Annotated in this window: 12 protein-coding genes; 8 read left to right on the forward strand and 4 right to left on the reverse strand. The window is 61.6% G+C overall.

What is annotated here, in order from left to right; genetic code table 11:
• Window positions 1–51: 51 nt before the first annotated feature.
• From C2U30_RS13215 to C2U30_RS13230, 4 genes are all read right to left on the reverse strand, one after another.
• Entirely contained in the window at window positions 52–1,131 is a 1,080-nt protein-coding gene (locus C2U30_RS13215) for a polyamine ABC transporter substrate-binding protein (RefSeq protein ID WP_045522886.1), read from the reverse strand.
• 123 nt (window positions 1,132–1,254) lie between these two features.
• A complete protein-coding gene (locus tag C2U30_RS13220; RefSeq protein ID WP_039039663.1) occupies window positions 1,255–2,352 on the reverse strand; it encodes a polyamine ABC transporter substrate-binding protein in 1,098 nt (365 codons plus the stop codon).
• Between the two features lie 54 nt (window positions 2,353–2,406).
• Window positions 2,407–3,768 carry an aspartate aminotransferase family protein gene (locus tag C2U30_RS13225; protein ID WP_103244703.1) on the reverse strand — a complete coding sequence of 454 codons (1,362 nt, stop codon included), beginning with the start codon at window positions 3,766–3,768 and terminating at the stop codon, window positions 2,407–2,409.
• A gap of 291 nt (window positions 3,769–4,059) precedes the next feature.
• Window positions 4,060–5,391, reverse strand: a complete 1,332-nt coding sequence (locus tag C2U30_RS13230) for a glutamine synthetase family protein (RefSeq protein WP_010676060.1) — start codon at window positions 5,389–5,391, stop codon at window positions 4,060–4,062.
• 462 nt (window positions 5,392–5,853) lie between these two features.
• On the opposite strand from C2U30_RS13230, the gene C2U30_RS13235 reads away from it, so the two are divergent.
• The 8 genes from C2U30_RS13235 (at window position 5,854) to C2U30_RS13270 (ending at window position 12,445) form a co-directional block, all read left to right on the forward strand.
• The gene (locus C2U30_RS13235) at window positions 5,854–6,240 is read left to right on the forward strand and encodes a TraR/DksA family transcriptional regulator (RefSeq protein WP_010676061.1); all 387 of its coding nucleotides are present in this window, start codon (window positions 5,854–5,856) and stop codon (window positions 6,238–6,240) included.
• A gap of 156 nt (window positions 6,241–6,396) precedes the next feature.
• On the forward strand, window positions 6,397–7,257 hold the full coding sequence (locus tag C2U30_RS13240; protein WP_010676062.1) for a hypothetical protein: 861 nt from the start codon (window positions 6,397–6,399) through the stop codon (window positions 7,255–7,257).
• Between the two features lie 191 nt (window positions 7,258–7,448).
• The gene (locus C2U30_RS13245) at window positions 7,449–7,895 is read left to right on the forward strand and encodes an Mpo1 family 2-hydroxy fatty acid dioxygenase (protein WP_041214237.1); all 447 of its coding nucleotides are present in this window, start codon (window positions 7,449–7,451) and stop codon (window positions 7,893–7,895) included.
• A 21-nt stretch (window positions 7,896–7,916) separates the two neighbouring features.
• Window positions 7,917–8,396 (forward strand): CreA family protein, encoded by a 480-nt coding sequence (locus C2U30_RS13250; protein WP_103243911.1) that lies wholly within the window; start codon window positions 7,917–7,919, stop codon window positions 8,394–8,396.
• A 77-nt stretch (window positions 8,397–8,473) separates the two neighbouring features.
• Window positions 8,474–9,463, forward strand: coding sequence for a 2-hydroxyacid dehydrogenase (locus C2U30_RS13255; RefSeq protein WP_039039668.1), 990 nt, complete (start codon window positions 8,474–8,476; stop codon window positions 9,461–9,463).
• 104 nt (window positions 9,464–9,567) lie between these two features.
• On the forward strand, window positions 9,568–10,929 hold the full coding sequence (gene yegD, locus C2U30_RS13260) for a molecular chaperone (RefSeq protein ID WP_103243912.1): 1,362 nt from the start codon (window positions 9,568–9,570) through the stop codon (window positions 10,927–10,929).
• Between the two features lie 178 nt (window positions 10,930–11,107).
• Window positions 11,108–11,527: an META domain-containing protein gene (locus C2U30_RS13265; RefSeq protein WP_010676067.1), complete on the forward strand. Its 420-nt coding sequence runs from the start codon at window positions 11,108–11,110 to the stop codon at window positions 11,525–11,527.
• A 69-nt stretch (window positions 11,528–11,596) separates the two neighbouring features.
• Complete coding sequence (locus C2U30_RS13270; RefSeq protein WP_039039670.1) at window positions 11,597–12,445, forward strand: HDOD domain-containing protein; 849 nt, start codon at window positions 11,597–11,599, stop codon at window positions 12,443–12,445.
• Window positions 12,446–12,485: the final 40 nt, after the last annotated feature.

The raw sequence follows: 12,485 nt of genomic DNA on the forward strand, positions 1-12,485 counted from the left end.
GCCTGGGCCGATCCATCAATACAATCTGGCGCCCCGGGATGGGCGCCAAGGTTAGGTTCCGGATTTGATCTTGGTCCAACTCCGGGTGATCAGGCGCTGCACCGAACGGGGATGTGCTTCCTGCACATACAGACGCTCAAGCACCGCCTGGGGGGGATAGACTGACTCGTCCTCGCGAACGGCCTTGTCCATGAACTCTCCCGCCTTGATGTTCGGGTTCGCGTAACCCACATAGTCGCTCACCTTGGCGATGACCTGCGGTTCGAGAATGTAGTTGATCAGGGCGTGAGCCTCTTTCACGTTGGTGGCATCGGCCGGGATCGCCATCATGTCGAACCAGAGATTGCCACCCTCCTTGGGGATGCTGTAGGCAATATTGATCCCCTTGCCCGCCTCCTCGGCCCGGGACGCCGCCTGCAGGATGTCGCCGGAGAAACCCGCCGCCACGCAGATGTTGCCGTTGGCGAGGTCACCTATGTACTTGGAGGAGTGGAAGTAGGCCACATAGGGGCGCACCTTGAGCAGCTGCTCTTCGGCCCGCTTGATGTCCGCCGGCTCATGGCTGTTGGGGTTGAGCCCCAGGTAGTTGAGGGCAGCCGGGATCATCTCGTCCGCCGAATCGAGGAAGGCCACGCCGCACTGGGAGAGCTTCTTCATGTTTTCCGGCTCGAAGATGGTCGCCCAGGAGTCAATCTTGTCGACACCCAGCACTTCCTTGATCTTGTCGACGTTGTAACCGATGCCGTTGGTACCCCAGAGGTAGGGCACGGCGTACTGATGGCCCGGATCCACCTTCTCGAGCTGCTTGAGCAGCATGGGGTCCAGGTTGCTCAGGTTTGGCAGCAGGGTGAGGTCCAGCTTCTGGAAGGCCCCCGCCTTGATCTGCTTGGCCAGGAAATTGTTGGAGGGCACGACCAGATCGTAGCCGGTGCGTCCGGTCAGCAGCTTGCCTTCCAGCGTCTCGTTGGAGTCAAACACGTCGTAGACGGTCTTGATCCCGGTCTTCTGCTGAAAGTCACTGAGGGTGGTCTCGCCGATATAATCGGACCAGTTGTAAAAATGAACCACAGGGGCTGCCTGGGTCAGATTTGCAAACCCCAGGGTCAGGGCCAGCGTTGCCATCTTGGTCATCTGCACTTATCAGTCCTCATTTGTGTGATTTTGCCAGTCGCGCATCCATACGCGCCGTCCAACCTGTCGGGTGGTCACCACCCTCCCGGCCGAACTGCGGACCGGGAGGGGTACTCGTCACTCTTACTTGCCTGACTTGATCTTGGTCCAGCTGCGGGTCATCAGACGCTGCACCTTGGCCGGCAGATCCGGGAAGGTGTAGATCTTCTTGAGGGTATCCGGCGTCGGGTAGATACCCGGGTCGGTACGGATCGCCTCGTCCACCAGCGGCGTGGCCGCCTTGTTGCCGTTCGGGAACTGCACCACGTTGGTGATGTTCGCGATCACGTCCGGCTTCATCAGGTAATTGATGAAGGTGTGGGCCGCCTCGACGTTCTTGGCATCCGCCGGGATGGCGATCATGTCGAAGAAGCTGCCTGCCCCCTCTTTCGGAATGGTGTAAGTCAGGCTGACACCGTTCTTGGCCTCGGCGGCACGCGCCTTGGACTGCTGCAGGTCACCGGAGTAACCGACCGCCACGCACAGGTTGCCGTTGGCCAGATCCGAAATGTACTTGGAGGAGTGGAAATAGGCGGTATAGGGACGGATGGAGAGGAACAGCTCCTCTGCCTTCTTCAGCTCATCCGGCTTCTGGCTGTCCGGCTTGAAGCCCAGGTATTGCAGGGCGGCCGGCAGCATTTCGGTCGGCGAGTCGAGGAAGGAGACACCGCACTCCTTCAGCTTGGCCATGTTCTCCGGCTTGAACACCAGATCCCAGGAGTCCACCGGGGCATCGGCCCCCAGCACGGCCTTCACCTTCTCGGCGTTGTAGGCATAGCCGATGGTGCCCCACAGGTAAGGGATGGAGTATTGGTTGCCCGGATCGCTCGGTTCGAGCGCCTTGAGCAGGTCGACGTCCAGGTTCTGCCAGTTGGAGAGTTTGGACTTGTCCAGCTTCTGGAAGACACCTGCCTTGATCTGCTTGGCCAAGAAGGGGTTGGACGGTACGACGATGTCATAGCCCGACTTGCCTGCCAGCAACTTGGCTTCCAGCACTTCGTTGCTGTCGAACACGTCGTAGACCACCTTGATGCCCGTCTCCTTCTGGAAGTTTTCCAGCGTATCCGGCGCGATGTAGTCGCTCCAGTTGTAGACGTGCAGCACCTTCTCGTCGGCCATCGCCCCGGTACTCATCATGACCAGCGCCACGGAAGCAGCCATCATTCCCTTTTTAAAAGACATAGTCCTTGTCTCCTAAGCAAATTGTATGCGTAAGCCAACCTGCCCGGTTCCCGCCTATTCCCGCAGCTTTGCAGCCGTCAGGTCCAGACTGAGCCTGGCCAGTTTGACCAATTCATCCACCTGTTCCTCGGTGATCACCAAGGGGGGCGATATGATCATGGTATCGCCGACAGCCCTCATCACCAAGCCATTGTTAAAACAGAACTCCCGACAGGTCATCCCGGCATGGAGCTCGGCCGGGAAGCGACGTTTCGTCTGCTTGTCCTGCACTATTTCCAGCGCGGCGACCAGGCCTTTTCCACGGGTTTCCCCCACCAGCGGATGGTCCGCCAGCTCAGCCCAGCGGCGCTGCAAATAGGGGCCGATACTATCATGAACTCGCTTAACTATGCTCTCCCTTTGCATAAGCTGGATGTTGGCAATGGCCACGGCGCAGGCGACCGGATGGCCGGAATAGGTGAAGCCATGGTTGAACTCGCCCCCCTCTTCCACCAGCACCCTGGCGACCCTGTCCCCCACCATCACGGCGCCCATCGGCAGATAGCCGGAGGTAATGCCCTTGGCCAGGCACATGAGGTCGGGTTTGATGCCAAAACCTTCACTGGCAAACCAGTGGCCGGTGCGGCCAAAGCCGCAGATCACCTCGTCGGCGATAAGCAGGATGCCGTACTGGTCGCAGATGCGCTGGATCTCGGGCCAGTAGCTCTCGGGCGGAATGATGACCCCCCCCGCACCCTGGATAGGCTCGCCGATGAAGGCGGCTACCTTGTCCACCCCCAGTGCCAGGATCTTCTCTTCCAGCTGGCGGGCACGGGCCAGACCGAACTTGTGGGCGCTCATGCCCTCTCCCTCACCGAAGTGATAGGGCTGGTCGATGTGTACTATGCCGGGAATGGGCAAGCCGCCCTGGGCGTGCATCCCCTTCATGCCCCCCAGACTGGCCCCCGCCACGGTGGAGCCGTGATAGGCATTGTGGCGGCTGATTATCACCTGCTTGTCAGGTTGTCCCTTGCTGGCCCAGTAGTGGCGCACCATACGCAGCACGGTGTCGTTGCACTCCGAGCCCGAGCCGGTGAAGAAGACGTGGTTGAGGTGGGAAGGCGTGATCTCGGCCAGCAGGGTTGCCAGCTCGGCAGCAGGAGGGTGGCTGGTCTGGAAGAAGAGGTTGTAGTAGGGCAGCTGCTGCATCTGGCGAGTGGCGGCATCTACCAGCTCCTGACGGCCGTAGCCCATGTTGACGCACCACAGACCTGCCATCCCGTCCAGAATGCGCTTGCCTTCGGAGTCTTCCAGATAGACGCCTTCGGCCTTGGTGATGATGCGACTGCCCTTCTTGTTCAGGGCCTGAAAATCGGTAAACGGATGCAGATGATGGCTGGCTTCCAGTTGCTGCCACTCACGGGTGGTGTGCTGCATTGCTTGCTCCTCGGTTCCTTCGATTCGGCGAATCTTGTCGCCATTCATGAGGGCACGGGTGGCCTGCCCGGTCACTGCCATTCACGGGGCTGGCACTCTCTTGCCTGCTCGATGCCTTTCCATGGGGCGAACATCGTCGCCAGTTGATTGCAGGTGACCCCCCTCTCCATTGCGAGAGCGGGCCTCACCTTTACTCGGTGCCTTCCGGGTCGCGGGCGCCCCCGCCAGACGGGCCTTCGGCCCCTTGCTTGCGATATGACGGGGAGAGGCCTCGCCTCCCCCGGGGACAGATCAGACGTTCAGCAGCAGGAATTCCCGTTCCCAGCGGCTGATCACGCCGAAATAGGTCTCGTACTCCTTGCGTTTGACGGCCACAAAGGCGCGGATGAAGCGCTCCCCCAGCATGTCCTTGATGGGTTCACACTGCTCCAGGTGGCTCAGCGATTCCTCCAGCGAGCGGGGCAGGCTGTAGGGCAGGTCATAGGCGCTCGCCTTCATCTCCTGCATGGGTTCGAGCTTCTCCAGCATGCCGAGGTAGCCGCAGGCCAGGGTGGCGGCCAGGGCCAGATACGGGTTGGCATCGGCCCCGGCGAAGCGGTTCTCGACCCGGCGTGCGCTCGGTTCGGAGAAGGGGACCCGCAGGCCGCAGGTGCGGTTTTCCACCCCCCACTGCACGTTGCGCGGCGCACTCTCGCCAAAGGTGAGGCGGCGGTAGGAGTTGACGTTCGGCGCCAGCAGAGCGGTCACTGCCGGGGTGTATTTCTGCAGGCCGGCGATGAAATGCATGAACAGATCGGAGTTGCCCCCTTCGCTGGTACCAAACAGGTTGTTGCCATCCATGTCTTCCAGGCTCTGGTGGATGTGCATGGCAGAACCCGGTTCGTTGCTCATGGGCTTGGCCATGAAGGTGGCATAGATGCCGTGGCGATGGGCGGCCTCGCGCATGGTGCGCTTGAACAGAAACACCTGGTCGGCGAGATCGATGGCATCCCCGTGCAGGAAGTTGATCTCCATCTGGGCGGCGCCGGATTCATGGATCAGGGTGTCCACCTCCAGCTCCTGGGCCTCGCAGTAGTCGTACATGTCCTCGAAGATGGGGTCGAATTCGTTCACCGCATCGATGCTGAACGACTGGCGGGCCGTTTCCGGGCGGCCGTTGCGGCCCACCGGCGGCACCAGCGGATAGTCGGGATCTTCGTTGCGGGTCACCAGGTAGAACTCCAGCTCCGGCGCCACCACCGGCTTCCAGCCCTGCTTCTCGTAGAATGACAGAACCCGGCGCAGCACGGAGCGGGGAGCGATGTCGATCAGCTTGCCGTTGACGTCAAAGCAGTCGTGGATCACCTGGGCGGTGGGCTCCAGCGCCCAGGGTACGAAACGAATGGTGTTGGGATCGGGATAGAGCTGCATGTCCCGCTCCAGCGGGTCTATCATGCTGTCGTCATCCGGGTACTCGCCGGTCACCGTCTGGGTGAAGATGACCTCGGGCAGCCGCATGCCCCCTTCGCGCAGAAACTTGTTGGCTGGAATGATCTTGCCTCGGGCATTGCCGGTGAAATCCGGAAACAGGCACTCCACTTCCGTGATGCGATTGCTCTCCATCCAGCCCTTGATACTGTCCATGTTAAACCCCGACTTTACGGTTGCCATTGTCAAGGGTGTCTAATATAAGGAACACCCTTGTTAAGAAAATGTAATCGACCACACCATAAAAGCCCGTGATAAAGGCCTTTGTCAAGCAGCGGTGTTTAAAAAACTATAAACAACGGCCTGTATAATGACCAGCACGGCACCAAATACTAAACACTTTGTGTCACGATCAGCCCACTGCAAGCTCGATGCCAACGGCGGCGGGATCTCGTTCGATACTCAGTCAGACCCTGTCGGAGAAGGCCCATTTCTTTGCAAGGGCGCACACTCCTTATCCAATTTCCTTTGCATGTCTGCATTTTTTTGGTACAAGGCCCGCCCTGATTTGCACTCTCCTGCATGGATTTGGTGCAAAACGGGATACAAGGGCTTGGTCTGACGACAGACAGCCCCCATCAATGGGTAACATTGGGAAACTGACTGGTAGCAAACCGTATGTGTGATTTCATGACAGAAGACCAACTGACCTTCTACAAAGGCCAGATCGAGCGACAAATCCTTGAGCTCGAAGAACGTCTCAACTCCCAGGCCAGCCAGGCTATCGCCACCGATACCAACGAGATGGCGGATGAAATTGACCGTGCCAGTGTCGAGGAGGCCCGTCGCCTGGAGCTGAACCGCATCGAGCACGACAAGTTGCACCTGCGCAAGCTGAAAGGGGCGTTGAAGCGGATCAATGAAGGGGATTTTGGCTATTGCGAATCCTGTGGCGACGAGATCTCTCTCAAGCGGCTGCAGGCCCGTCCCGAGTCCCGCTTCTGTGTTGAATGCCAGAGCACCAAGGAATTCAACGACACTCACGTGTTCCGTCGCGTCGCCTGATGCGGCGAACAAGCCCGGCCTCGGTACGAGCCGGGCACAGGGCAGGCCATGCCCGAAGATGACGCGGCCGGGTGATCCCCGGCCCCTTTCACAGCAAGAGCGTGACAACTTCTGTTAGACTCCGGGCAAGTCCCGGATCCTACAGGAGATCAAAGCGTGAAATGGCTCATCAGGCTGTGCTTGTGCCTGCCATTGCTGGCACAAGCACAGACGCTCACCGTCAAGGTCCCCAGCCGACCGATCAACGATCTCGACAACGAATACCAGCTCAAGCTGCTGGAACTGGCGCTCAACCACGCCGGGCAGCCCTACAAGCTGGAGCGGGTCGACCTCAATCTCAACCAGTACAGCCTCCAGCAGGCGCTTGCCAAGGGCAAGGTCATCAATGTGTTCTGGATGGGTACCTCCAGCGCGCTGGAATCCTCCCTCACCGCAGTGCCAATCCCGCTGTTTCGTGGCCTGGAAGGGCTGCGCCTCTCCTTCATCCACGCCGATGCCCAGGAGCGGTTCAACCAGATCAACACCCTGGCAGACCTCAAGAAACTGAAAGCCGCCCAGGGGGTGGGCTGGGCCGACAACAAGATCCTGGAACTGGCAGGCATTCCCACCTATGCCGGGCGCTACAGCAACCTGTTTCGCCTGATGAATGACGGCGACAAGCTGGACTTCTTCCCCCGTGGTCTGGTGGAAATCTTCGCCGAACGCAGCGAGCTGGCGGCACAATATCCCAACCTGGTGATCGATCAGCACCTGCTGATCCGCTACCCCTTCGCCGAGTTCTTCTTCGTCAGCCCGGAGTCGCCGAAGCTGGCCAAGGCGATCCAGACCGGCCTCGAGCGTGCCTATGCCGACGGCAGCTTCATGGCGTTCTTTCGGGAGAACCCCAAGATCCGCGAGGCCCTGGCCAGCGCCAATCTGGAGCAGAGAGTCACCATCGCCCTGCCCAATCCCGACATGACCCCCTTGCTCAAAAGCATTCCGGCCCAATATTGGGAATATCCACCGTCGCAGGAGTAAACGGACACGATATCCGGCGTTGAGAATATCCACCGCTGCGAGCATAAACGGACACGGTATCCCGGCATTGGGAATATCCGCCGCCGGGAGCGTGATCAGCCGCGGGTCATCCCATCCGGTGGGCGCAGCCCGCCGCAGACGCACAGGAACGCGAGGTCGCCCGGCCTCAATACGCGCACCAGGGAGGTGCCATGAAACGACTGGATGACTGGTTTCGCGACTACGGCCAGAGCCATCAACACCCCGTCAATGTGGCCATCCACAAGGTGGCGGTGCCAGGCATCTACCTCTGCATCCTGGCACTGCTCTGGTGCCTGCCCGCTGGTCCCCTGCCAGCGTCCTTCAACTGGGCGGGGCTGGTGGCCATCCCGGTGCTGGTCTTCTACCTGCGGCTGTCGTTGACGATCTTTACGGGGATGACGGCCCTGACCGCCCTGGGACTGGCCTTCTGCCACGTCTGGCAGGGGCCGCTGCTGTGGCCTGCCCTCATCGGGTTCGTGCTGTTCTGGATAGCCCAGTTCGTCGGTCACCATATCGAGGGGAAACGCCCCTCCTTTCTCACCGACCTGCAATTTCTGCTGGTAGGCCCCGCCTGGGTGCTGGCCAGCCTCTATCGTCGTTTGGGCATCCCTTTCTGAGGGAGGCCAACAGGAGAGACCATGAGACATCTTCAGACCCTTGCTCGCACCCTGCCCCTGCTGCTGGGGGCAGTGATGGCCGGCCCGGTGCTGGCCGACAAGGCAGATCCCGTCGGCGAGGTGAGCACCGCTTTCAAGCTGCTCGGACCCAACCACAAGATCCTGGTGGAGGCGTTCGACGACCCTAAAATCGCCGGTGTCGCCTGCTATCTGGCCCGCCCCAAGACCGGCGGCGTCAAGGGTGGCCTTGGGCTGGCGGAAGATCCCTCCCACGCCTCCCTCTCGTGCCACCAGATCGGCCCCATCACCCTGCCCGCCAGGCTGAAGGCGGGGGAAGAGGTGTTCGACGTCAGCACCTCGCTGGTGTTCAAGGAGCAGAAGGTGGTGCGTTTTTACGACGAGAAGCGCAATGCCCTTGTCTATCTGACTTACAGCACCAAGTTGGTGGATGGTTCGTACAAGAGTGCAGTGAGTGCCGTCCCCATCATGCCCTGGGGTTGAAACAGCACCACTTATCCCGTGATGACGGTCACTATTTGTTGTAATTTAACCACATCATTATCTACGGAGAGCGCACCATGAGAGTCGCCGTTTTCAGTACCAAGAGCTACGACAAGGAACATTTCCACCAGGCCAACGGCCAGTACGGTTTCGATCTGGAGTTCTTCGACGTGCGGCTGGAGGCCAAGACGGCCCGTCTCGCCCACGGCTTCCCCGTGGTCTGCCTGTTCGTCAACGATGATGCCGACCGCGAAGTGCTGACCGAGCTGGCGCAGTACGGCACCAGGGTCATCGCCCTGCGCTGCGCCGGTTACAACAACGTGGATCTGGCCGCCGCCAAGGAGCTGGGACTCAAGGTGGTGCGGGTGCCTGCCTACTCCCCCGAGGCCGTTGCCGAACATGCGGTGGGCCTGATGATGACCCTCAACCGCCGCATCCATAAGGCGTATCAGCGCACCCGGGACGCCAACTTCTCCCTGGAGGGGCTGGTCGGCTTCAACATGCATGGCCGCACCGCCGGCATCATAGGCACCGGCAAGATCGGCATCGCCACCTTGCGCATCCTCAAGGGGTTCGGCATGCGCCTGCTGGTGAGCGATCCCTATCCGAACCAGGCGGCCATCGATCTGGGCGCCGAGTACGTGGATCTCGACACCCTATTCCGTCAGTCCGATGTCATCAGCCTGCACTGCCCCCTGTTCAAGGAGAACTATCACCTGCTGAACAAGGAGGCCTTCGCCAAGATGAAGGACGGGGTGATGATCATCAACACCAGCCGGGGCGGCCTGCTCGACTCCAACGCCGCCATCGAGGCCCTCAAGACCTCCCGCATCGGCGCTCTGGGGCTGGACGTCTACGAGGAGGAGGAAGACCTCTTCTTCGAGGACAAGTCCAACGAGGTGATCACCGACGACGTCTTCCGCCGCCTGTCTGCCTGTCACAACGTGCTGTTCACCGGTCACCAGGCCTTCCTGACCCGGGAGGCGCTGCACGCCATCGCCGACACCACCCTCAGCAACATCCAGGCCATCGAGAGCCAGGGCCGATCTGACAACGAAGTGGAGTGATCCCTGAGGCGTTGTCGCCACGCCATTGATCCCGCCGCCGGGTTGTGAGACCCGGCGGCATCGGGTAGGCTACCAGCCCTTTTTTGTACAGGAGTCTGGCCAGCATGTTCATCGGATTTGATTACGGTACCTCCAACTGTGCCGTCGCCGTGATGGAACAGGGCAGCCCCAGGCTGCTGACCCTCTCCGGTTCCCATTACCTTCCCTCCACCCTGCACGCCCCCCACCGGGACGCCATCGCCGGCCTCCTGGCCGAAGGGCTGGCCCCCGTCCAGCAGAGCGAATACCTCAAGCTGCGCGGTCCCGTGGTGACCCGTGCCCAGGCGGTGCGCCGCCAGATGCGCGAAGAGGGACTCATCGACGAGCTGAGCTTCGGCGGTGCGGCGCTGGCGCGCTATCTCGAAGAGCCGGACGAGGGCTACTACATCAAGTCCCCCAAATCCTTTCTCGGGGCCTATGGCCTCAAGGCTCCCCAGATCGCCCTGTTCGAGGACATCGTCTGCGCCATGATGCTGCACGTGCGCCGGGAGGCGGAGCAGCAGACGGGCAGCACCATCCGCCAGGCGGTGATCGGCCGACCGGTCAACTTCCAGGGACTGGCGGGGGAAGAGAGCAACCGCCAGGCCATCGCCATCCTGAGCGAGGCGGCCCGCCTCGCCGGGTTCGAGCGGGTGGAGTTCCTCTATGAGCCGGTGGCCGCCGGCTTCGAGTTCGAGGCGCGCCTCACCGAGGATGCGGTGGTGCTGGTGGTGGACATCGGGGGCGGGACCACCGACTGCTCCGTGCTGCGCATGGGCCCGAGCCACCGTGACCAGCTGGATCGCAGCGGCGACCTGCTCGGTCACAGCGGCCAGCGCATCGGGGGCAACGACTTCGACATCCGCCTGACCGTGGAGGGCATGATGCCGCTGCTCGGCATGCACGAGACCCTCAAGACCGGCAAGCCACTGCCCCATCCCCTGTTCTGGGACGCCGCCGCCATCAATGACGTCAGTGCCCAGAGCCGTTTCTACAACCTGGATACCGCCCGTCAGTTGCAGGATCTCCAGCTCGACAGCCAGCCAGGCAGCAAGCTCCCGCGCCTCGCCAGCCTGCGGGCCCACAAGCTGAGCCATCAACTGGTGTGGCGCGCCGAGCAGGGCAAGATCGCCCTCTCCGACCACGAGTACAATCACCAGACCCTGAACGAGCTGGAAAAAGGGCTGGAGGCGGCACTCACCCGCCCCCAGCTGGCCAGTGCTTCCGCCCCCTTGCTGGAGAAGATTGGCGAGCTGATGGACGAGGCTATCCTGGCGGCAGGCGTGCAGCCTGACCGGGTCTTCGTCACCGGCGGCAGTGCCCGCTCCCCCCTCATCAAGGCCTTCATCCAGCAGAAACTGCCCAAGGTACCGCTGGAGGGGGGTGATGACTTCGGTTCGGTGGCCTCGGGCCTCGCCCGCTATGCCGAGCGCCTGTTTGCGGACTGAGACGGCCAGGGGAGCCATGGGCAACCGGTAGACAGGTTCGCTCGGGGCGGGTGTTGCCATTTGCCGACACCCCCTCTTCCCCCGGGGCGACAGAAGCGGTCGGGCTCCTCCCCCCTCGCCCTGCCGCCTGGGCCCGGGGACAGGTATGCTTGTCATACCCACCACCGGAGCCCCTTCAATGCCCAGATACCTGCTACTGTTGCTCGCCCTGCTTCTGCTCAGCGCCTGCAGCAGTGCTCCCCGCTTTGCCTCGCAAGACCTGCAACACCATCACTGGGTGCTCGATCGGCTGGATGGCCAGGCCATCGCCAGCCGCCGCAGCAATCCCCCCGACATCGAGATCGGTGAGCACTTCACCGTCAACGGCATCGCCGGTTGCAACCGCTACTTCGGCCAGGGTCACCTCAAGGGGAACAAGCTCTGGGTCACCAGCCTCGGCAGCACCGCCATGGCCTGTCCCCCCGAACTCGATCTGATAGAGCAGGCCGTGCTCGCCACCCTGACGGAGGGGGCCACACTGAGCGGTTCCACCCAGACCCTGATCCTCCAGGGAAAACGGCACCGTTTGGAATACAGACTGCAAGACTGGGTGTACTAGGGCTCACAAAACCGCTCGCCAGCAGGAACAACTGGCCAGGCTGTGGCACAATATGAGGCATTGTTAGCAATGGAGGCTGCCTCAGCCATGTCGATGGATCGCCTGTTTGGCAAGATCAAGCAACTGCCCACAATTCCGAAACTGCTGCACGAGCTGATGCAGAGTTTCAACGACGAGAATGCCCGCATCGACGAGATCGCGGCCAAGATCGCCATGGACCAGGTGATCAGCGTCAAGGTACTGCGGATGGCCAACTCCGCTGCCCTGCGCCGTGGCAATGAAATCACCTCCATCGAACAGGCGGTGATCCGCCTCGGTTTCAACCGCCTGCGCTCCGTGGTGGTCGCCTCCGGCATCATCAGCAGCTTCAAGGCCCCTCCCGGCTTTGACAAGCTCCACTTCTGGACCCAGACCTTCCAGGTCGCCACCATTGCCCGCACCCTGGCACAGCAGACCACCTCGGTGGATCCCGAGACCGCCTTCACCTGCGCCCTCATTCACAACATTGGCGAGCTGCTGATCCAGAGCACCCTGCCGGAAGAGGCGGGGCTCATCAATCTGGCCATCGAGAAAGGCAGCAGCCGGGTCGATGCCCAGCGGGAGATGCTGGGTTACGACTATGCCCAGCTCGGCGCAGAGCTGGCGCGGCGCTGGAACCTGTCGCCCGCCTTCGTGGATGCCATCGCCCAGCAGCTCGACCCCCTCTCCCACGATCCGGTCAGCAAGGAGGCCGTGCTCATCCGGCTCGCCGTCTTCGTCTCCTTCGCCTGGCAGGCCGGTGTACCGGCACAGGCCATCATCGCCCGTTTCCCCAGAACCCTGGCTGACCAGCTGGGGCTGGATCCCGCCAGCCTGGCGGATCAGCTGGAGCAGCTCCACGAGCAGGGCAACGCCCTGGCCGATTTGCTGACCCAGTAGATGTACAACGGCCGATCAGCAGGAGCCGGATCCCCGTCTC

This window comes from Aeromonas sp. ASNIH5 (genome assembly GCF_002902865.1).
Taxonomy (GTDB): domain Bacteria; phylum Pseudomonadota; class Gammaproteobacteria; order Enterobacterales; family Aeromonadaceae; genus Aeromonas; species Aeromonas caviae.